General features: G+C 44.6%; 21 protein-coding genes and 2 pseudogenes. 6 read left to right on the top strand and 17 right to left on the bottom strand.

The genetic code is table 11. The features are described from left to right. The first annotated feature begins 165 nt into the window (after nt 1-165). Nucleotides 166-816 (top strand): hypothetical protein, encoded by a 651-nt coding sequence (locus tag BJP34_RS20345; protein ID WP_202971997.1) that lies wholly within the window; start codon nt 166-168, stop codon nt 814-816. A gap of 110 nt (nt 817-926) precedes the next feature. Here BJP34_RS20345 and BJP34_RS20340 read toward each other — a convergent pair whose 3' ends face one another. Together BJP34_RS20340 and BJP34_RS43840 are read right to left on the bottom strand one after the other, a co-directional pair. After that, nucleotides 927-1,127 carry a hypothetical protein gene (locus tag BJP34_RS20340; RefSeq protein ID WP_070393918.1) on the bottom strand — a complete coding sequence of 67 codons (201 nt, stop codon included), beginning with the start codon at nt 1,125-1,127 and terminating at the stop codon, nt 927-929. Continuing rightward, the gene (locus tag BJP34_RS43840; protein ID WP_158517332.1) at nt 1,128-1,271 is read right to left on the bottom strand and encodes a hypothetical protein; all 144 of its coding nucleotides are present in this window, start codon (nt 1,269-1,271) and stop codon (nt 1,128-1,130) included. A 576-nt stretch (nt 1,272-1,847) separates the two neighbouring features. Here BJP34_RS43840 and BJP34_RS20330 point away from each other — a divergent pair. Continuing rightward, nucleotides 1,848-2,396: a shikimate kinase gene (locus tag BJP34_RS20330; RefSeq protein WP_070393916.1), complete on the top strand. Its 549-nt coding sequence runs from the start codon at nt 1,848-1,850 to the stop codon at nt 2,394-2,396. Here the strand turns inward: BJP34_RS20330 and BJP34_RS40405 are convergent. The 5 genes and pseudogenes from BJP34_RS40405 to BJP34_RS20315 form a co-directional block, all read right to left on the bottom strand. Then, entirely contained in the window at nt 2,380-2,598 is a 219-nt protein-coding gene (locus BJP34_RS40405; RefSeq protein WP_149031083.1) for a hypothetical protein, read from the bottom strand. The two genes, BJP34_RS20330 and BJP34_RS40405, sit on opposite strands and share 17 nt — an antisense overlap. Nucleotides 2,599-2,793: 195 nt before the next feature. Beyond that, on the bottom strand, nt 2,794-3,975 hold the full coding sequence (locus BJP34_RS20325) for an aldo/keto reductase (protein WP_070393915.1): 1,182 nt from the start codon (nt 3,973-3,975) through the stop codon (nt 2,794-2,796). A gap of 73 nt (nt 3,976-4,048) precedes the next feature. After that, a pseudogene (locus BJP34_RS37275) lies at nt 4,049-4,342 on the bottom strand (zinc ribbon domain-containing protein); the annotation flags it as partial. Between the two features lie 108 nt (nt 4,343-4,450). After that, nucleotides 4,451-6,190, bottom strand: a complete 1,740-nt coding sequence (gene ltrA, locus BJP34_RS20320) for a group II intron reverse transcriptase/maturase (RefSeq protein WP_070391047.1) — start codon at nt 6,188-6,190, stop codon at nt 4,451-4,453. A gap of 586 nt (nt 6,191-6,776) precedes the next feature. Continuing rightward, nucleotides 6,777-7,709: pseudogene (locus tag BJP34_RS20315) on the bottom strand (RNA-guided endonuclease InsQ/TnpB family protein); the annotation flags it as partial. Between the two features lie 816 nt (nt 7,710-8,525). Here BJP34_RS20315 and BJP34_RS20310 point away from each other — a divergent pair. Together BJP34_RS20310 and BJP34_RS40400 are read left to right on the top strand one after the other, a co-directional pair. Beyond that, entirely contained in the window at nt 8,526-8,906 is a 381-nt protein-coding gene (locus tag BJP34_RS20310; protein ID WP_070393914.1) for a helix-turn-helix domain-containing protein, read from the top strand. Nucleotides 8,907-9,206: 300 nt separating this feature from the next. Next, a complete protein-coding gene (locus tag BJP34_RS40400) occupies nt 9,207-9,473 on the top strand; it encodes a hypothetical protein (RefSeq protein ID WP_149031082.1) in 267 nt (88 codons plus the stop codon). A 58-nt stretch (nt 9,474-9,531) separates the two neighbouring features. Here the strand turns inward: BJP34_RS40400 and BJP34_RS20305 are convergent, their stop codons facing one another. From BJP34_RS20305 to BJP34_RS20290, 4 genes are all read right to left on the bottom strand, one after another. Continuing rightward, nucleotides 9,532-10,410, bottom strand: coding sequence for a hypothetical protein (locus BJP34_RS20305; RefSeq protein WP_070393913.1), 879 nt, complete (start codon nt 10,408-10,410; stop codon nt 9,532-9,534). Between the two features lie 457 nt (nt 10,411-10,867). Beyond that, nucleotides 10,868-11,968, bottom strand: coding sequence for a DUF1565 domain-containing protein (locus BJP34_RS20300; protein ID WP_070393912.1), 1,101 nt, complete (start codon nt 11,966-11,968; stop codon nt 10,868-10,870). 112 nt (nt 11,969-12,080) lie between these two features. Then, nucleotides 12,081-12,962, bottom strand: a complete 882-nt coding sequence (locus BJP34_RS20295) for a hypothetical protein (RefSeq protein ID WP_070393911.1) — start codon at nt 12,960-12,962, stop codon at nt 12,081-12,083. 572 nt (nt 12,963-13,534) lie between these two features. Beyond that, entirely contained in the window at nt 13,535-14,164 is a 630-nt protein-coding gene (locus tag BJP34_RS20290; protein WP_070393910.1) for a L,D-transpeptidase, read from the bottom strand. A 774-nt stretch (nt 14,165-14,938) separates the two neighbouring features. On the opposite strand from BJP34_RS20290, the gene BJP34_RS20285 reads away from it, so the two are divergent. Further along, nucleotides 14,939-15,439 carry a hypothetical protein gene (locus BJP34_RS20285; protein WP_070393909.1) on the top strand — a complete coding sequence of 167 codons (501 nt, stop codon included), beginning with the start codon at nt 14,939-14,941 and terminating at the stop codon, nt 15,437-15,439. Nucleotides 15,440-15,578: 139 nt separating this feature from the next. Further along, the gene (locus BJP34_RS49185) at nt 15,579-15,707 is read left to right on the top strand and encodes a hypothetical protein (protein WP_267876327.1); all 129 of its coding nucleotides are present in this window, start codon (nt 15,579-15,581) and stop codon (nt 15,705-15,707) included. A 302-nt stretch (nt 15,708-16,009) separates the two neighbouring features. Here BJP34_RS49185 and BJP34_RS20280 read toward each other — a convergent pair whose 3' ends face one another. The 6 genes from BJP34_RS20280 to BJP34_RS20255 all read right to left on the bottom strand — a co-directional run bounded on the left by BJP34_RS20280 (nt 16,010) and on the right by BJP34_RS20255 (nt 21,517). Further along, entirely contained in the window at nt 16,010-17,203 is a 1,194-nt protein-coding gene (locus BJP34_RS20280; RefSeq protein WP_083305271.1) for an S-layer homology domain-containing protein, read from the bottom strand. Between the two features lie 106 nt (nt 17,204-17,309). After that, on the bottom strand, nt 17,310-18,209 hold the full coding sequence (locus BJP34_RS20270; RefSeq protein WP_070393906.1) for an energy-coupling factor transporter transmembrane component T family protein: 900 nt from the start codon (nt 18,207-18,209) through the stop codon (nt 17,310-17,312). A gap of 48 nt (nt 18,210-18,257) precedes the next feature. After that, nucleotides 18,258-19,649, bottom strand: a complete 1,392-nt coding sequence (gene der / locus BJP34_RS20265; RefSeq protein WP_070393905.1) for a ribosome biogenesis GTPase Der — start codon at nt 19,647-19,649, stop codon at nt 18,258-18,260. Nucleotides 19,650-19,718: 69 nt separating this feature from the next. Next, entirely contained in the window at nt 19,719-19,850 is a 132-nt protein-coding gene (locus tag BJP34_RS49180; protein ID WP_267876326.1) for a hypothetical protein, read from the bottom strand. A gap of 190 nt (nt 19,851-20,040) precedes the next feature. Further along, on the bottom strand, nt 20,041-21,129 hold the full coding sequence (locus BJP34_RS20260) for a YgfZ/GcvT domain-containing protein (RefSeq protein ID WP_070393904.1): 1,089 nt from the start codon (nt 21,127-21,129) through the stop codon (nt 20,041-20,043). Then, a complete protein-coding gene (locus BJP34_RS20255; RefSeq protein ID WP_070393903.1) occupies nt 21,119-21,517 on the bottom strand; it encodes a hypothetical protein in 399 nt (132 codons plus the stop codon). Before BJP34_RS20255 ends, BJP34_RS20260 begins: the two co-directional genes overlap by 11 nt. Nucleotides 21,518-21,549: the final 32 nt, after the last annotated feature.

The raw sequence follows: 21,549 nt of genomic DNA, 5'->3' as shown, positions 1-21,549 counted from the left end.
AGATTTAAAAGAGGAAGTAGTAGGAGGCTAAATCGTCAGACTTTTCTGCCTTGAGCCTGATATATGCTGATAAATCTTCATCACCCCTCAACTTTTAACCTATAACCTTCAATCCCTTGGTTTATGTTTAGGATTATTATATTCTTATGTTTGGTAATAGGTGGATTGGCACTGTTTGTTGTTGATAATTGGTTGCCAGTGCTACCTTTGGTCTTTCTAGGCATGAAGACACCACCTCTACCTCTAGCCTTGTGGATTGTTGGTGCCGTTGGAGCTGGAGTTCTAACCAGCATCAGCCTACGACTCCCCAATTACCTGGCTTGGCGTTATTCTAGTCGAAATTCTGAACCACCGGACGACGAGCCATTATTTTCTGAATATAGCCGTGGCGAAAGTTATCAAACCCAGACGAGGCAGGATAAAACTCGTGAGCGTCCGGCCTCGAAACAAACCTCAAAAGATGATACAAGCTCGGATTGGGAAGAAAGTAGTAGTCAAGAGTGGGACTTTGAGGAAGATCAAAATTCAGATCGAGTTTCATCAGGTCGCCAAGGGGTTAAGCAAGATTCGACCTCACACACCACTAAAGGGGATCCCACTAGCTATGACCTGAGCGAAGAACCCGAAAGTAGTGATCAAAGCGATTCCGTTTATTCCTATGGTTATCGCAAACCTGGTAATTCAGGTGTTGGTAAATCTGAAACAGTTTACGATGCCAAGTATAGAGTCATTAATCCACCTTACAAGACGGTAGCTAAGCAGACTGAAGAGGATGAAGAGGACTGGGGGTTTGAGGATGATGAAGACTTTCAATAACCATGCTTGACGGTTGATTTTATTATAACTAGCAATACAATAGCAGCCAAGGTAGTAAAAGGTTACTCCTTGGCTGTTATTGTTAGATAGTTACTCAATTATCCATTGGGCTAATTGTTCATTTGTTCGCGAGATTGTTGCCTCACGCGGCCAGTCATGGCGGCTTCCTGTAAGGCCATAAAGGCATCGAGATCCGCCAAATCGTACTTTTTATGTTTTTGATGGAGCATCCTGCGTAATTTATCCTCGGCTTCTAAGGTAAGATAACCGGTTGTGAGAGCTTGTTTGACAATGTCACGAATTAGCAACATTTACTTTGTTACCCCTAGTTTAGATGGAGTGACCACTAGTGAAAACCAGTAGATCTGTTCCACTGGATAGTTTTGTGAGACACCGAAATCAGCTGCTTCATCAGGTAGTTGAGTGCCAGGGATTAAAACCGATGTGTTATACATATTTGAGTCTCCCTGGTCTACAAAATTGGGGTTTGTTGTACCCTGATGCCAAGATTGGACTTGCATTCAGTCCATAGCATGACCAGGCTTACGGTGCTCAAACACCGCTTACCCGGTCTGCTTAGGTCTAAGCCTAAGTTTCTGGCTACTTTGTCAGCCATGCAAAGTGCGAGTGGGGGAAACCCCGGTCACGACCCTGCATCGCTTCTAATGACGGCGCTTAAAACCGCCAACTATCCCTTCCTCCGCCACATAGCCACATAAATGATGACGGTTTCCACGCTCCCGTTTTCTTGATGCAGTCGCAGATCAGGAAAACCAAGCCAGTCGCTCATAGGGAGGGGCTGTATGCATAGGCTTACGGTCGCCCGAAGTCAAGCCCAGTGGGCACCCCCTTTGGTCTCACTGGCTACCCAAAAGCACGATACATCGCTTTTGTTGGGATGAAGTTTAGATGAAGCTATTGTGAATAATAGCATAAATGTGAAAGGTTGTCTCGCAGTGAAAGTCTTAGGGTGGTACCTTTGATTAAGTGTGAACTAAGGGTAATCACTGATTAGACTGGGGAGGGCATGCGTGAATGACTTGTTGAAGGGCCTCAATGTTTTTCTGATTGGCATGATGGGCGCTGGCAAAACTACTGTTGGAGGTTTACTAGCTAGTGAGCTAGGCTATGGTTTTTGTGATACAGATGCCCTGATTGAGCAAATTGCCGGTAAAACGATTAACGAGATATTTGCTGAGGACGGAGAAGAAACCTTTCGACAGCTGGAGACTCAGGTACTATCGGAACTATCGGCTTATCAGCAATTGATCGTTGCTACAGGAGGCGGTATTGTGCTTAAACCCCAGAATTGGAGTTATCTGCATTATGGTCTGGTGGTCTGGTTGGATGTCCCTGTGCCAGTGTTATTCAACCGCTTGGGAGAGGATACCACTCGCCCCTTACTACAGAAACCTGATCCTGCTTTAGAATTGCAGAAAATTCTTGACCAAAGACGGAGTCTCTATGAATTAGCTGACCTTCACATCTGTGAAGATTATGAGGAGACCCCACCACAGATTGCTTCACGAGTAATCACAGAGATTCCGAAAGTTCTTAAAAATTCTAAACAAAAAAATTAATTAAATTAAGGGAGTAGCAAAAAAATAAAATACCAGTTTTTAGCTTGTAGGGTGGGCAAAAAGCGATGCAGCGCGGTCTTGGGAAGGCACCGCCGACCTGTGGGGGTTCCCACGGGGCAAACAGCGGTGCGGACGCAGGTTCCGCACACAGACCCATGCGCCATGAGCGACTGCCGTGGTTTCCCCCACTCGCGCTTTGCATGGCTGACACAGTTTGGTTCAAATGAGTCTTCTAGATAATATTACTTTGCCCACCCTACTTGAATTGGTATTTTTTTTACACGCAAGTCCCTAAGGTGGTGTCTGGTTGAATACTGATCTTTCTGGATCTTTCTGGGTTGATAGTTAATTAAAAATTAACAATTAACAATTAACAATCATTAATAGGTTGGTTTAATTATTGTTGGGAGAGGCGTTTGACTGGTTCACCCCCTAATAAGTTATGGGCATCTTCCAAAAAATCTGGTATTGTATCAGCATTAGGACTGTTACGCAAACACTGCCTCAGGTCTAATTCTCTGACCCGATTGGCTTGGGCACCAGGAAACCAGTGACCCGCATTAGTTAAGAGGTTGTAGCGCATTTTCGCATACTCTACCAGATCGTACGCGATCGCTAAATTCCTCAACCACAAAATCACTGGAATATTGATACCGCCTGGGGTTTCTGAATGGGTGGGTAAGCCAATGTCCCAACTTCGGAACCAGTCTTCTCCTAATTTTGCGATCGCTTCTGATTCCAAACGCTCTAAAATCGGCGGTAATACTTCTTCTGAGCGCTCCAGAAGTTTTACAGTTTTGAGGTGTTCATCAAAATCTGATGGTCGAGATGCGCCTAGACTCAAGGTATGGACCTCGGGATGGCTCAAACAAAACAAATCATTAAATACCATTGGGCTAAGGGGAGCACAAAGTTCCACTAACCGTTGTGGTGGTTTATAGAGCATACCCCCTTTATCGGAAGGGCTAATGATGAACACCCCCATATCGTGACGAGTAGCGGCTTCAATGGCAGGCCAATTTAACTGATTAATGTAATACCAGTGCAAGTTAACGTAGTCAAACTGGTCCGTTTCAATGGTTTTAACAATCACATCTGTAGGACCATGAGTCGAGAATCCAATAAACCGTACCTTACCCTCTGCTTTAAGCTGTCGCGCTACATCTAAATAACCACCAGGACGGATAGTCTGATCTAGCAACTCAGGGGTATTAATCCCATGGATTCCCAGTAGGTCAACATAGTCAAGTTTTAGGAAAGCGAGGGATTGATTAAACTTACGACGAAACTCTTTGGGGTCAGGCTTAGGAGTAACTTTAGTCTGAACAATCAGTTGTTCTCGGGGAAATTTTGGCAAAATCTCTCCTAATTGCATCTCAGAAGTACCGTAGCCACGAGCAGTTTCTATGTGATGAATGCCAAGCTCTACAGAACGGCGGATTGTTGCTTCGAGATTCTGTTGATGATCTTGGGGAATTTGCTCCTTGGGAACATCCTGCCACTTGAACTGGTATCGCATACCACCACAGGAAAAGACTGGCATCTGTAATTCTGTACGCCCAAATCTTCGATATTGCATCATAAACGTGCTTTGAATCACCCAGCTGCTAGTGTCTGCTCTTTGATCATGTGACATACTCCCACACTGACTTTTACAAGTTCAGTGTGGGCTTCTTACCAACTCCGGCCAACGCCTTGGATGCTCGGTAAGCTTTACTACAGACGGGATGCCCCACCGCCAATTTCAAGATATTTTTAGCCGCATTTACATCCCTATCTTCTGTGTACCCACAATGAGAACAGGAATGGGTGCGGTCTTTTAGTTTTTTGGGAACTTTCTCCCCGCAGTTAGAACAATTCTGGCTAGTATTCCTGGGATTTACTGCTTTCGTTACCAACCCAGCATTCTCGGCTTTGGTTGATAAGATAGACAGGAATTGATTAAACTAAGCCAGGGAGTCGCCTCACTTCTGACTCGTCTCCAAAACCGTACGTGAAAGTTTCCCTTCATACGGCTCCTCATGATAGGAACTACTGTCATTGGTACCTCTACATTAGAATGGGTTTTCATCTAGTTCAGAGGAGTCGGTATTTGACTCTTGACACTTTGGATTGACTTTTGTTCTATGTATTATGTCGTGGCAGTGTAGGTGAAGTAATTCAAGATTTTTAAGTTGGTCGTTTCCACCTTGTGCGCGTGGTATTATATGGTGTGTTTCCATCAAATCTTCATTCCTAAAGGTGAGTCCACAGTACGCGCATTTCCCTTCTTGCCTTTTCAGGAGTTTTCCTTTCTGGCTGGTTATTTCGGGGTGTTTCTGCATTCTGTGATTCCAGTATATTAGGTCACCATCGAATGGACTTCTGGTTTCTTTGACTTTGACATGTCGAATTATTTTTGTTTTTACATGTTTTGGGAGGTAATTATCCTCTTTTGTCATAAAAACCCAGTTGTCTATCTTTGGCATTTCCCAAGGTTTCTTAGGTTTTTCGACCTTTGTTCCCCAATACTTTTTATTCACCCAGGTTTTAGATTTGTTTGGATGTCTTCTGTATCCCCACCTTTGAAGTTTATTCCAGAGCATATTGTCTAGGTTTGAGAAGGCTTCTTTACTTACTACTGGTTTGTAGTAGTTACACCATCCCCTTATAATAGGTTTAAGCCTGCTAATGAGTGCGGCTTGAGGAGCTGCTTTGTGTTTGTCTATGACTTGAGAAAGCTGCTCCCAATGCTCTTTTATTTTCTTCTTGGATGGTTTGATGAGGGTTTTAAAGCCTTGTTTTGACTGGTTTTTACCTGCTGGGTATTGACGAACGTTAAACCCTAGGAAATTAAATCCTGTGAAGGTATGGGTCAGTCTGGTTTTACTTGGCTTTAATTCCAGGTCTATGTTCTTTAGCCACTCACTGATAATCTTTTGACATTCTTCTACCACTTGTTTGGATTTATGCATGATGACAAAATCATCTGCATATCGAATAAGGCTTAATGCTTTTTCATTATCCCTTTTAGTTCCAGGTAATGATTTGGCGTATTCCTTAATTCTTTTTTCCATTCCGTGTAGGGCTATGTTCGCTAGGAGTGGAGATATTATCCCACCCTGGGGGGTACCCTCTTCTGTAGGAGAGAATGTCCCGTTATCCATTACTCCGGCTTTTAACCATCCTCTGATTAATCGCTTCATTGAAGGATAAGTATTTAATTTTTTGAGAAGTGTGTTGTGGTTGATTTTATCAAAGCATTTGGAGATATCAGCATCTAATACCCATTTAGGTGTTTGTTTGATACTGAGGAATATTGCTTCGATTGCATCGTGACATGACCTTCCTGGTCTAAACCCGTATGAGTTGGGCTCAAATATTGCTTCCCATTCAGGCTCTAGTGCCTGTTTGGTGAGAGCTTGGAGCGCTCGGTCGTAAATCGTGGGTATCCCTAGAGGGCGTTTTTCATTACGTCCAGGTTTGTCTATCCAAACTCTGCGGGTTGGTTGTGGTTTCTTATACAACTTAAGGTTGGCTACTAAGGTGAGACGTTGTTTGCTATCATTGGCTTTACGTCCATCTATTCCGGCAGTCTTTTTACCTTTATTTTGTTGTGTTACCTTCCTTACCGCTAGCATTTTTGCCGACCAAGACTTCATCAGAGTCTTTTGTAGTTTACGTACCACGCGAACATCACCACGTTGGGAGGCTCGATATATTCGTTTTTGCAACTTGAATACGACACGTTCTAGCTTTCGCCAATCCGTACGATTCCATTCCGACTGTGGGGCGAACCCCCGAGTTTTAGACATATCAATTGCTACTTACAACTACATCATTTCCTATCACGTGAGTCTGTCTGCATATCTTAAGAGTTACCTTAAGCTTTGGCTTCTGACTCTATCTTCCTTACATAGGCCATACGGCTAACTACCTACTCGGAGACCGACCTTTCCGAGAGTACCTATGAAGTTACTTCGTTCCTGGTAACCATTCTGTTGAACTTTTAGGGTGGTATTCTCCGCCGGGAACTTGGGAAATCATTATAAGGAGGGGTAACCTTATAATCCTTTTATGTTCCTTTATCTATTTGAATGCAGCGTATCAGCTCATTTCGCTGCGTTGCTGTAACGACGGTTCAAACATATCTTCCTTTTGGTACCCTTGAGTTCATTTGCCTGTTACTAACGCCATTTTGAGTTAATAGCGCTTCACTGTTCGACCCCGCTTTACCCGCTTAGTTTGTTATTACTCAGTGGGCAGGGGTAAGGCTGTCACTCGGATTTCACGAGGGTTGGTATTTCACCAACATGGTTATCAAGTTATCAAGGCTCATTAGTCCTTGTGGTTAATCCCCCAGACCTTTATTAGGTATGGTTTCTAACCAACGAATCGCACACCCCACCCAGCATCTAAAACTGACTTAGCCATTTTTGTTTTTGCCAGACCTTTGATATTGAGTTTCTCGTGGGCTACTAGGTCGTGGCTATTCAGTAGTTCCTTGGCTGTTTTGAAATGAAAATCTTTTCTCGTGTCAGCAACCTTTTTGTGAGCCTTTCCCAGTTTGGTGACAGCTTTTTTTCTGTTGTTACTACCTTTCTTAGACCTGCTAACAGCTTTGTGGATTTTCTTGAGTCGCTTTTGGGCTTTCCGATAGTACTGGGGAATTGGCACCTCTGTACCATCGGATTTGATCAGGAACGACTTAAGGCCCATGTCTATCCCAATGGGATTAGTGACGCTATCTACTAGCATGATGTCCGGAACGGTATCATCTTGGATTGATAGCGTAACGTAATAACCATCAGCTTTTCGGGTTATAGTAGCTGTTTTAATTTTGAAACCTTCGGGGATAGGTCTGTGGTAAATCATCTTAACTTTTCCAAATTTAGGAAGAGTCAAGATATTGCCATTTATAGGAGTTTTAGAAAGAGAGGTAAAAGTAAAGGAACGATATCTATTCTTTCCTTTGAACCTTGGTCTACCACTCTTTTTACCGTTACTGTCACCCTTCAGGAATCCTTTAAAAGCTAAATCTACTCTTTTGACACAGTCTTGTAGGACTTGAGACTGAACCGCCCCATACCAAGGTCTGTCTTTCTTTAGCTGAGGTAGAGTTTTCTTTTGGGAAAAATAGTCAGGATTGTTTCTTAATTCTGGTAAATAACAGACTAGGGGACAGGAGTTAACGGAGCAACGATTCTGTTCGTACCAGTTAAATCTGTCAGCAAGCAAATAGTTGTATTGATGGCGCAGCAGATCAAGCCATTTCTCTATTTCCGCTTCCTGTGACTTAGTTAATCTCAACCGATACTGGTACACTGATCTCACTGTTGTCATCTCCTATTTCTCGACCTATCATTAAGATAACATCTGTTGTAACAGGTGTTAAGCAAAAAATGAAATATCAAAGATTTGTAATCAGGTTGACTAGTTTTGAGAAACAGCAATTGAAACAGGAGGCCGAACGCGCCCCGCGTTACCTACGGTCAATCCCAGAGGAATGACTCCATCCGAATTACTCAGAAGCTTGATAGCTCTATCCTTTGATCCGTGCATACCCTGTGCAAAATTCATCCCGGAGATGAAACCTGTTTATTAAGGCAGCCTTAATCATGGAGGCGCGCTTTCGCGACCCATGGCGAATTAAATTCGCCATGGGTCGCGCCTCAAAGTTTGAACCCTTTTACCCATAACCGACCAACCATAAAGGCTGCCTTATTCTTGCGGTAACTTCGTTCCCACACTCATGGCGTAGCATTGAGATGTGGGGCTTCTTTTGCCGGACAGCTAAATATTTTTACATTACTTTACAACGTCAGCATTCAGCCGTCAGTATTCAGCCGTCAGCTTCAGGCGTCAGCATAGTGTAGCTTACCCATAGCCCATAAGCAGATCAAGAAGTGTGCGCTACGCCCACGCTTCTTGATCTGCTATCAGGTATCAGCCAAAGGCTGTGACAACGCTATGGGAATAGTTTATCCCCATTGTGCTTGCTACACCGAACAGCTTTTGAATAAAATAAGCTACAGCTGTCAGCTGACGGCTCTCAGTTTTCCAGGTTCCAAGGTTTTCCCATAGGCTCTAGCTAATACCCACGCTAGTCAGGTACAATGAGGATAGCTCAGATAATTCTCCTCAAGAACCATGAAAGCCTACTCTGTTGATCTTAGACAAAAAATTATTGATGCTTATAATCAAGGCAATATCTCTCAACGTAAGCTGGCTAAACAGTTTAATGTTGCCTTAAGCTTTGTTCAAAAATTACTCAAACAGTATCGAGAAACCGGAAATATTGCTCCCAAAGTTCGCACTAAACAAACTCCGATAAAACTTACCCCAGAGCAATTAAATATTCTCCGAGATCTGGTCATCAAAAACAATGATGCTACCTTAGATGAACTCCGGATTTGGTTAGCCGAAGAAACGGGTGTGTTAATTGGTCATTCCACAGTCGATAGGATGATTAAACGTTTGAATTTAACCCGTAAAAAAAACTTTAGACACCACAAAAAGAGGAAAAAATAAATTAAAAAATAATCTTTATACATCGATAATGGAGACTCAGTTAATGGGGAATCCTGGTCATATTAATAATTCCCCATTACTGATCCCAATGGCCAAAATTGTAAGCGGTCAGCAGTCAGCAGTCAGCTTAAAAAAAACCTAATTTGGGATAATTTAAAGGTGCCCTAAATGTAAGCATATGCGCTACGCGCACGCTGCTTGAGCTGCCGTCAGCTATCAGCCGTGAGCTAAAGGCTCACGCTGTGCGAACGACGCTGGGACTTCAGTCAGGATTATTCCAATGCTTACTTGTTGTCAGCCATGCAAAGCGCGAGTGGGGGAAACCACGGCAGTCGCTCATGGCGCATGGGTCTGTGTGCGGAACCTGCGTCCGCACCTGTCAGCCATGCAAAGCGCGAGTGGGGGAAACCACGCCAGTGCGGTCTTGGGGGTTCCCCCCAAGACCGCACTGGCTCCCCTGTTCCCTTGCTGCATCGCTCTCCAGCCCCGTGGGAACCCCCAAGACGGCGCTGCCTCCCCTGTTCCCTTGCTGCATCGCTTATTCAAAAGCTGAGAGCTGAGAGCTGATAGCTGATAGCTGATAGCTGATTGCTGATTGCTGATAGCTGATTGCTGATAGCTTACCTCAAATCTCTTTAGCTGCCCGCTCAATCAGATGACGAGCAACAGTTTGAATCCCAGTATGCTCATAACAATTGGTACTAGCGTCTAGAAATGCCGCTACATAGTCTAACTTGTCATCAGCAAGTTCTATGAAGCCACCCAGACGCTCAAACAGTGACTCCGGGCTTAACCCAGTCGAGGAAATTAAATCATGCATCCAGTCACCAACTGCATCAAAGGTGTTAGTGATAAATCCCTGTTTATCGGATTCAGGAATTGAGTCACTCAGAGCTGCAAAGGCAGGATTATCTTCTAGAGCGGACTCCCCTCCTTCATCCAGGCTATTTCGGACTTTAGAGATGAAGTCAGCACCCAGAGGAATTAGACCATCGATGCAAACTAAGGCTACCATCCGCATCAGAGCTTCGTTATGATAGTTTTCTGTCACAGAAGCAGCAAAATCTACCGGATTAAAGCCAAGGCCGTGAATCTTGCTATGAGCGATCAGTTCTCCGACCAGTTTTATACTCAAGTCAATAGATTGAACGGTGTCAGCTTTGGGAGTCAGTTTGTCTAAGAATGGGATCCAACTCAAGGTATCCCCGACTTTGTCAGCTAAAGCTGCTGCTGCGATCGCTGTGTCAGTATTGTCAAGAGTGTGGTAAATCCAGATAGCTGTTTGGTATCCCTGATCAGGGTCTTCGTATAGCTCAAGGGCGCGGGCGCGAATTGACTCAATCACATCTGGATCTGTTTCCCCTGTAACTGCGCTAATTGTATTGTCAAAACCGACGAGATTTTCCCATTCCCCCGGAACAATAAAATCCAGGACATTCAGTACTGTTACGGTTATATTATCCTCTGGAAGCTGATCAACTAATTCAATAATTGATTGACCCATTTTCAGTTTTTTTAACTATAAACTTCTCTCACGAAAACATACACAATTCTAAATGTCAATTGTGAAGTAATCATGAAAATAATCTGTAAGCTATCAGCTATCAGCTATCAGCTAATGGGCGTTGCTGATTCTGGGTATGGTTTTGCCCCCCTAGCCCCCCAATTTTGGGGGGAACAAGACTTTCTTGCGTCCCCCAAATTTGGGGGACCAACGGGGGCTTGACCAAAACCAAATGTCGGGCATTCATTCCTTGATTCAGCAACGCCAGCTAATGGGCTACGCGCACCCTATTTGATACTAAGTTGCGTTCAAAGGTACAACTTTCTGTTCCCCCTATCTCCCTATCTCCCTATCTCCCTATCTCCCTATCTCCCCACCTCCCCACCTCCCCACCAATCACATTTTAGTCGGACGCAAGAAACAGCCCTGCGTTGCTTAGGTAGCATACTGACCCAGACTAATTAAGGTCAAAGTCTACAGGAAATTCAGGAGAACTTGGTTGAGCTTCTAGGAGCGCAGCAACTCCATCCCCCTTGAGCTGATTACCAATTACTAATAGCTTTTTGCCAGTAACATTATAAATGTCATAACGTTCATTACCTTCAAAAAGGTTGTTACCAGGAGTACTAGCAGTGCCTAAATCTGGCTGAGATTGGCTAATCGCTACCAAGCCATCCCGACTATTATTGATAATTTGGTTTTCGCGCAGCACAGGACGTGCAGACCCTTCAATCACTACCCCGTCAATGTTGTCACGAATCTGATTATTTACTATCAAGGGTGAACTGTTGCCCCCTATCGCCAAACCATGACCGGTTTGCTCAATAATATTACCCCGGATTTCTCCTGTTGCTTCCCGAGTTACAGAGATACCGTTTCCTTGGTTATTGGCAAAACGATTATTTTCAATCAGAGGATTTCCTTTACCACTAACAAACACTCCTTCGCGATCGCTATTGATAAAGGTATTGTTACGAATGATGGGATTGGTGGATTCTACCCACACACCACTCCCTCTGGTATTAGGATTAGTAATAGTTAGTCCCAGAATCTGAGCATCTTGAGCTGCCAATATCGTTACGTTCTGACCTGCCCAAGTGCGACTAAGGTAAAGACCCCCACCAATTATGACCACTCCTTCACCTCTAGGGGACTTGTTTCCCTGGAGAATCATGCCAGGTTTGAGTTTAAGGGGAAAGGTTTCTCCCTGTTCAAGGGTGTACTGACCTGGGGCTAGGTGGATAGTAGCTAAGGGACGAGCTTGCTGTAAGGCATAGGTAATAGTTTTGAAGGGATTAGCAGTGGTTAGACCAGCATTTTCCGTGTCTGTACCCTGTTGAGAATCCACGTACAAAACTTGCTTGATTGCTGGTGGCGACTGCCTAGGGTTCGATCTCGGTAAGTTACGAGTAGGAAAATTGTCTGGTGTTGGTCTACTTATCCTGCCAGATGAATCCCATTGTTCACAGCCTGTTACCGCTAAAGCCATAATTAATCCAGCAGCAACTAATACAAAGTTAGGGGATTCAGTTAGCTTATAAACTTTGTATTGCAGCATTGTCAAGGTTAGTACTTAACTTGATGAGAGCAAAATTTTATTCGCCTATTATAGCGTTTCTCATCACTATGAAAAACGCTATAGTTGTGTACTACTAGCCTAGTCAATTAGCCTAGTCAATTTCTTCAGCAGCACGAAGAATTAAATGACGCGCAACGGTTTGTATGCCAGTATGCTCATAGTAGTTAGTGCTAGCGTCTAGAAATGCCGCCACATAGTCTAACTTGTCATCGGCAATTTCTACAAAACCCCCGAGACTGTCGGAGAGTGAATCACGGCTTAATCCAACCGAGGATACTAGATTATCCATCCAGCCACCAACTGCATCAAAGGTTTGAGTAATGAATCCCTGTTTATCGCCATCTGGGATTGAGTCCCTGATGGCTTCAAACTCATCATTGTTGGAAAAGGATGATTGATCTCCATCTTCAAGGGTATTTCGTACTTTAGACACGAAGTCTGCACCAAGAGGAATTACCCCATCAATGCACACTAAAGCTACCATGCGCATCAGAGCAGCTTTATCATAGTTCTCCTGGATAGAAGTGGCAAACTCAAAGGGATTCAAGCCCACCTTGTGAATTTTGCTATGGGCTAGTAGTTCCCCCACTAATTTCAGACCCAAGTCCAGCCCTTGAAGCTTGTCCGCTTTAGGAGTCAGTTTCTGTAAAAACGGAATCCACCTAAAGGTATCCCCGACTTTGTCAGCTAAAGCGGCTGCTGCGATCGCTTTGTCAGTTCTGTCAAACTTTTGATAAATCCCAACGGCTTTTTGGTATCCCTCATTCGGGTCTTCGTAGATGGCGAGGGCGCGATCGCGAATTTTCGTAATCACCTCGTAATCCTCTTCCCCAGTTAGCTTGCGAATGGTGTGGTTAAACCCCACTAGGTTTTCCCACTCCCCTGGGATCACAAAATCCAGTGCGTTCAGTATTTTTACAGTTAGGCTATCTGTTGACAGTTCATCAACTAACTCAATTATTGATTTACTCATAAAAAAATACGTTTAATGTTTGGAAATCCCGTTTCTAGTAGACCGGGTCAGAAAGTTGAACCTATACCCTAATCACTATAACAATCGGATTTAAGTTCTGAAACTCTCCAATACCGGAAGTGAAGCAACAGAGCACAATTCGAGCTATCGGGGCAATCTTTCACGCTTTGGTTAGTTGAGGGCAAATCAATTGGTAGTGCGCTAAGGGTGGGGTCTATTTAACTCATCGTTATCAAAAAATTAATAATTATGAAGGTAAGCATTCAGCCGTTAGCCGTGAGCTAAAAGCTCACGGGTGCGCGTAGCGCTAATCGCGCTATAGCTGAATGCTGAGAGCTGATAGCTAATAACTGATAGCTGTTGGCGTAGCCTGCGCTTCGCGCATATGCTTACTTATGAAGAGCTAAGGGCTGGACTCGCTAGTTCTGGGGATTAATACTAAGTTGCGGTCAAACGTACAACTTTCTATCCCTATCTCCCCATCTCCCCATCTCCCCATCTCCCCATCTCCCTATGCAAGCAATCTACTCTCTTTGAATGCAACTCGGTATAACCTATTCCGGTAGAGGATGTCAAGGCTGTACGATTACCGGTGTTCCTATAGCAACCTTTTCAAATAAATCCCGGACATCTTTATTGAGCATTCGGATGCAACCGTGAGAAACAGCTTGTCCGACGAGTTCCTCAGCAGTTGTTCCATGAAATCCAATATAATTCTTCCCATTAGTCCAAAAACCAATCCAGCGATCGCCAAGGGGATTATTTGGCCCTGGAGGAATTACTTCACCTGTCCAAGGATGCTCCCAAGCTGGCTCCAGAAGCTTTTGGAGCACTTCAAAATTGCCTGTTGGTGTTTCCCAACCCGCTTTACCGATGGCAATTGGGTAACTGTTTAGGACTTGAGCCGCTTGATAGACATAAACACGACGTTCACTCAATTTAATTACTAAACGAGTAATTTCAGTAGCCTCTGCTGGCAAGTCTTCTTCTAGAGGAAGATATAGATCCGGGTCTTTAAGGGGTGGCAATTTTGGGGCTTCAATTCCAGGCAATTGATTTTGAGGTAAAACCTCTTTGGGAGTAGGAACAGGACTACTTATTTTTTCAGAGGCAGCTACCTGCTGTTGCCCATTAAGTATTGGAATTACTATACTCAAGCAGAGTAGCATTAAGCTCCGAGATAGCAATTTATCTCTCACCATTCTTAAATATTTTTTAGTTATAACAACTTTATAACATCCCTTTTATAGACTTGAAAAGCCACATTATCGTAAGCTATCAGCTATCAGCTCATGCAGTATTTCACAGGCTAGAAGCCTGTGCCACACACGCTACAGATGGTGCTACTTGAGGTGCTATCAGCTATCAGCTCATGCAGTATTTCACAGGCTAGAAGCCTGTGCCACACACGCTACAGATGGTGCTACTTGAGGTGCTATCAGCTATCAGCTCATGCAGTATTTCACAGGCTAGAAGCCTGTGCCACACACGCTACAGATGGTGCTACTTGAGGTGTTATCAGCTATCAGCTCATGCAGTATTTCACAGGCTAGAAGCCTGTGCCACACACGCTACAGATGGTGCTACTTGAGGTGCTATCAGCTATCAGCTCATGCAGTATTTCACAGGCTAGAAGCCTGTGCCACACACGCTACTTGAGGTGCTATCAGCCTATGGGCTATCGGCACCCTAGTTGAGGTGCTTTTGAAGAAAATAGCTGACGGCTGAACGCGCACGGGTGAGCTAAAAGCTCACGGCTGACCGCTGACTGCTGTTCGCGCAGCGTGCGCGTAGCGCATATGCTTACACATTATCAAAAACCTTAACACCCATAATATCATTGAGTTTGGGCTCAAATAATATTAGTAATTATACGGATAAAGTATTCCGGAAAAAATCTATTCTTTCCGTAGATTTTACAGTAGATTATTTAATTTTAAATGCTTCGATTAACAGAAATATAAGTTAAGTTGATTATGAAAATTAAAAACTTGAATGTCTGGACAGGGACTACCTTGTCATTGCTGCTGTGTACCCTTGCTATGGCTCCTGCTAAGGCTAACTCAATGGGTGAACAAGCCCAAAACCGGATCCTGAAACAAGATCGGGGGCAAGAGCTTGACAAAGGTACTATCAAGAGTATCGTTGGCAATATAGTAAAGATTAAGCTTGACAACGGTGACAGCAGAACGGTTTGGCTACCCACTTCCAAGCTCAGGCAATGGCATTTGATAGAAGGTAAGCAAGTCTTGATGGCTGGGAATCGTATCGTTAATGTGGTTAGTTCCAGTGCTTTGGCCAGTTCAGAGACTACGAGGGTTACCAGTCGTGTTAGCGAGGTGTTAGAGTCTGTCCAACAGAGGCGTATCGAACGGGTGAACCGTATTCGGAGAACTGTCATTTCCACTCCTGTACAGCCAAGAGTGATTACTCCTCCTCCAAGCCGAATTGGGATACCTGTCAGAGCACTGTGGTAGGGACGGGTGCGCCTACCTGTGGGGATTTTCAGGGGGCTGGATGCGATCGCATACAGAACTTAAACCATCAACGACTGCATTAACACAATGGTTGATAGTTAACGGTTGCCTTGATGCTTAACAAGAGTTTCTGATAGTAATGAGGTACACAGGATTTTTTTCCAGTGCTCTTTTCCGTCACAATCCCCTTTGCTCTGTTACCTTTTCCTTCTATTCCCATCAAAAATATCGCCCGGAGTTAAAACTCCGGGCTAATCAAGAAAGTTGATTAAAATGGGCTAATCATTACCTGAACGGGTTACCGATAATTCTATTTTGGAGCTACTTAGGGCTTGCTAATTAACTCTCAAAGCATTGACAGATAAAGGTTTTAGCCTTTTTGGGTATAAAAAAGTGCCAGCAAATCGATCGAAAAAGCTCATTTAATTAGCATTTTGGGCAGACAACAGCAGAAAAATCAAGGGACAATTCTGCCGAGTACCTCCTATATAATTCCCATTTCTCCACACTCGCTGACTCCACACTCGCTGACTCCTACCCATACCAAAATACTTTTTCAGCAAACCCTACTTATTGTGGAGCTACAATATATGGAGAGGGAACCCTTTGAACCTTACCTGATTTGGCCAAAGCCTGATAAAGCATAGATACCATCTCAGCATGAGTAGCAGGTTCATTGGGTCTGAGCTTAGTTTTGTCACTGTAGTTAACAACTATACCCGCTTCTGTTGCTGCTGCTACTTTCTCAATCGCCCACTCAGGAATCTGATTCTTATCTCGGTAAATCTTTAACGTTTCCGCTGGATTCGATGAAGGTTGAAGATCAAGACCGCTAATCAGACTGACTAAAACCTGTACACGAGGAACTTTTTGCTCAGGACGGAACTCCTGTCCGGGATATCCTGACATAAAGCCAGTTTCAGTAGCTTCATCAATGGCTTTAGACGCTGACTTATCAGTAGGTTTATCCTTGTAATTTACTCGTTGTCGCTTCTTCTGCTCTTTAAACACTTTTTGAATTTGAGCAGCCAACTCTCCCCGTGTCACCGGTCTGTCCGGTACAAATTTCTGATCAGGTAAGTTAATTAATACCTTGTCCCTGGCTAGAGGTATCATGAATGGACTTGCCCAATGATTATTAGGAATCTCCTGTACTTGAATCGAGCGGAAATCGCTAACATCTATAGGGATAGTTTGTGATGATGCTCCGGCTTGGTCAGAACCGGTGCTACCGTCAGTACTGTTACCGCCTCGGGCTTGGTCAGGACCTGTGCTACCGTCAGTACTGCCATCGGATCGGAATTTGCCCTTGCCCATGGTGCCGTCGGTATATCCTGTGGATGAGTACCCCGATGAGAATAGCCCCAGGAATGGATTAGTTTCTGACTGCTCTGGTGATTTACCTTGAGCTGACCCGAGCATGAAACCGGTAGCTGGATCAGGTGAGTATCCCCTAAACAAAGAACGATTTCTTGATTTGGACCATTCCGAGGGCGCAGATGATGAATCACCCCCACCGGTGATTGATTTAAGGCTTGGGAATAGTGATGATTCCCCCGTTGACTCAGATGATGCTATGGAAGACTCAACGGATTTTAAGCTAAATTTTTCCCGGTTGCCCTTTGTGCCCCAAAATAAAATTAGACCAACAGTGGCAAAGGCGACGATAATTGCCAGTAATTCATCAAGCTCTAGAATCGGTTTGCGGCTTGGCTGAGGAGGTGTTGGGGATGATGATTGGTCGGACGGTGATTGATTTGTCATAGGATGGCTGAGATACAAATCTTGTAACTGCTGTCCCCGGTTTTAAAGCCTAGGGATTGCTTGAATTTACCTAGATTAAACCATAGCTATGTTATTGAAAAAAGATTCATATTTTCCAACCCCAGGTTAATCTTACTCCCCAAAATACTAGTAAACTTGCCATTGCTAACCAATCACACCACCGTAAACGCAGTTGATGCCACTCCACTTTATGCTCATTGGGACTAGTAAAGCCTCTGACAGTCATGGCACTAGCAATTTGCTCAGCCCGTAACAGCAGATTTTCCAGAAGCTTTTCCGCAACCATTAACCAAACTTGTAAGCTTCGGCTCAGACCTAGTTTTTTCCAGTTGATAGCACGAGTGCGTATGGAACGAGCTAAATTCTGTACTTCTTCTAGCACTAGGGGGATAAAGCGCAAGGAAAGGGTTAAGGTCAGCAGAATTTCGGTAACCGGAACATTCAAACGCCGTAAGGGTTTGATTAAGCTTTCTAAACCTGCGGTAATTTCTTCTGGTGCTGTGGTCAGCAGAAAGAGACTGGAACTGTAAACTAGGGTAAATAGAGTTGTGCTGATCCGGATCGCTAAATCTATTGAGCGACGAGTAATAGTAAGACTAATCATAGAAAACGCTTTACCACTCCAGATCACATAACGGTAGTCACTAGGTTGAGGTAGGGTGAGTTCTTGAGGTTCTGGAGGTAGTCTGACTTGATGGTCAATTGCCATACCATCTGGAGCGATCGCAGTGATCAGAAAAACAAAACATGCTACCATCAACAACCAACTCATTTGCTGACGCCACACCCGCCAGGGAATCCTAGCGGTAATAGTGATTAGAATCAGTAAGCAAGATAGCCCGAGCCGACAGTAGGGATTTGCCAACAGGGGTGCGATCAGAAAACTGGTCAACCAAACCATCTTTACCCTCGAGTCGAGGTGATGCATCCAGGTGACTGGTTGTTCCAAGTATAGTCCGATCGGAAGCGATCGCAATAAGTCCATGATGTTAGTGGTGAGTGCTGAGTGGGTAGTAGTTGAGGGGGTTAGTTGTCACACACGGGTAGCTCGATTGAGGTTGATTTGAGCTTCTTCTCCATCACGGACTTTTTTGCCTCGCCACAGTAAGCGTAGTGGTGTACCGGTGAAATCTAATTGTTGGCGGAACTGACGCTCTATGTAGCGACGGTAGTTGTCTTTGAAGCGTTTGGGGTCGTTGACAAACAGGGCAATAGTGGGAGGTTTAGATTTTACCTGGGTACCGTAGTAGATTTTGCCCTGACGTCCTTGGCGATTGGTGGGAGGAGTGTACCAACTAACGGCTTCTTGTAAGACTTCATTAATCACAGAGGTAGAGACACGACGTTGATGTTGATTGGCAGCGGTGTCAACTAAATCTAAAATTGTTTCGACCCGCTTACCTGTTAGGGCGCTGACAAAGATCATTTCAGCCCACTCGATAAAACTCAGTCGGTCTTTTACCTGTTTTTGGTAGTCATAGATAGTGTAGGAATCTTTTTCGATGGCATCCCACTTATTGACTACAATTACCGCAGCACGCCCTTCATCAGCAATACGTCCTGCCAGTTTTTGGTCTTGCTCTGTCACGCCATCTATCGCATCAATCACCAGTAGCACTACATCTGAGCGGCGAATGGCTTTGAAGGCACGATTAATACCAAAAAATTCGGGTCCGTAAGTAACGTTTTTCTTTTTGCGAATGCCAGCGGTGTCAATCAAGCGATAGGTTTGGGCTTCAGTACCCTTTTCTGGATCTGCTGAGCGTTCTACTACCATATCAATGGCATCACGAGTGGTACCAGAAATTGGACTGACGATGGAGCGATTTTCCCCAGTGAGGGTGTTCAATAAGCTGGACTTTCCCACATTGGGGCGTCCGACAATAGCAACTTTAATCTCTGGGATTTCTGGAATAGTGTCTACATTGGGCAGGTAGGTAACCAGCTTTTCTAGTAATTCTCCTGTACCATTGCCATGAATTGCTGAGACCGGGAAGGGTTCTCCTAAATTCAGTTCCCAAAACTGGGAGGCTAGAATAATTCCTTGCTGGGGAGATTCACATTTATTGACAGCTAGCACAACTGGGGTATTTTGTATACGTAACCATTGCGCGATCGCTTCATCTCCAGCTGTCGGTCCCGCTTGACCATCCACCACCAACACTGCTGCACTCGCTTCAGCCAAAGCTGCCATTGCTTGTTCTCGAATCAAGGGCAAGAACTCGGTATCATCATCAAAGACTAAGCCGCCAGTATCGACAACCAGGTAGTCTCGGTCTTGCCAGAAAGCTGGGCGATAAGTGCGATCGCGGGTTACTCCTGGTTGGTTGTGAACAATAGCATCGGTGACTCCTGCCAAACGATTGACCAGGGTTGATTTCCCCACATTCGGGCGTCCGATAACTGCAACAATTGGCAGGGCCATAAACTGGATGTCCTCAAATGAGGAGTGTGAATGCTTTAGTCTTTTATTTTATCGCAGTTCTCAACTGGGTTAGGTCACTTGTCCTAGGGAGTAGGGAGTAGGGAGTAGGGAGTAGGGAGTAGGGAGTAGGGAGTAGGGAGTAGGGAGTAGGGAGTAGGGAGTAGGGAGTAGGGAGTAGGGAAACATAATTTTTTCCCTCATTACTATCAGACACGCTATTATACTAATTTGATAGGCATTTTGATATAGATTCTTGTCTATTTTTATCCTTTGTGATATAGTGCGATGCCAGATCATTGGCTCTGCTATGCTATCGCTTAGCGGCTGAATGCTCGCGCATCGTATTTTTTTTCAACAGACGTTTCCGAAAGAAAAGCTACAGGGTCCGGGATTACTCAGCACTGGGCTCGTAATAGTTATGGCTCAAACCAGGTACAGCGACAATTTCCCCTTCGATGTCCCCTAAGAGAACCTTTAACCCTGCACCACCAGCCTTAGTGCGGATATAAGCTAAACCAAAGACTCCCTGGTCAGTTTCCGTCAAACTGGTGAGCTTGCCCACTTTTTCCCCATCCACAGTAATGGCGCTCCCTAGGTCAGTAGGAGCACTTAAGCGGATACCCCATAGTCGTTGCTTAACTCCTTTGTAGGTATTCAAGCGCGCAATGGTTTCCTGACCAATGTAACAGCCTTTGCTAAAGGAAATGGTTTGCCACAAACCTGCTTCGAGAGGATTGTAATCCTCTGTCAGTTCATGACCAGGCGCAGGGCGTCCCTGTTGGATACGCAACTGTTCCCAAACGCGATCGCCTATGGGGATTGCTCCTGCTGTGGTTAAGGTCTGCCAAACCTGGGCAGCATTATCGGCAGGGCAAATTAGAGTATATCCAGGCATTGCTAAGCCACTCCCTACAGCGATGCGGACTTGATTATCCCCGAGCATCAGTTGCTGGTGACTAGCATCTTCTCCTGATATTTCCACACCCAAGCCTGTTAAGAGGGCATTACTAACCGGTCCAATCAAGGAGAAAACAGCATGGTGAGCCGATACATCCTGCAATTCCACTCTATCCATGGGAAAGATATAACGATCCAGCCACTCCATGATCTGCTGGCGGCAATTTGGAGAAACTAGCAATAGCACCGCATCTGCTAAGATATAGGCAGTAGCTATGTCGATGGTACGAGCTGTAGATGTAACAAAAACCGTCTCACAGCCTTGGCCTGGCTGTCGTGTTTGGAAGTCATTGGTGCTTTGATTGTGTAGATAGCGTAGTCGGTCATCACCAGATACTTTTATCAACCCCCAATGGCAACAATCAACTAAGGCAACTCCCTGACGGGCTGCTTCAATTCCTGCTCCATCATTGCCAAAGCTTACTGGAATCATGCGTGAAGCCACCGACTCAAACGTTGCCCCAGCCAGGCGCTGGACATCTAGCAATTTTTGATTATTGATTGATAGTTGGTCATTTGTCATTGTTATCTACCAGTGGCAATCCTGCCACAACTTGTTCCACTAGCTGTTTGGCTTTTGCATCTAGACACTGCCAATCTACCTCACCCGCTTGGTCAATCAGCATCGGATCAATGTCTACTGCCAGAGTGTCTAACTCAGACTGGGTTGGCTTATAGTCACGAAAACAGACTTGGAAACACAAATCCCATAAATTAATGGCTACTGTTGTATCTTGATGTGCCAAAGACAACTCATAGCCTGGTATGGGTGTAGTAACGTTTTTATAGGTGACTTTCCAGTTTGTTGGCTCCAACTGTCGCCCAATTTCGTCTATTATACGAATAAACGCAGGTTGCATCAGCACTTGAGCTTGTTCCCATGCCAGCGTATCCTTAAATAAGGGTTTCATTAGTTAACTCCCACACAGCCCTTGAAGGGGGT

This window comes from Moorena producens PAL-8-15-08-1, assembly GCF_001767235.1.
Lineage (GTDB): Bacteria > Cyanobacteriota > Cyanobacteriia > Cyanobacteriales > Coleofasciculaceae > Moorena > Moorena producens_A.
The sequence above is the reverse complement of the archived record's forward strand: the minus strand, read 5'-3'. Positions and strand labels throughout refer to the sequence as shown.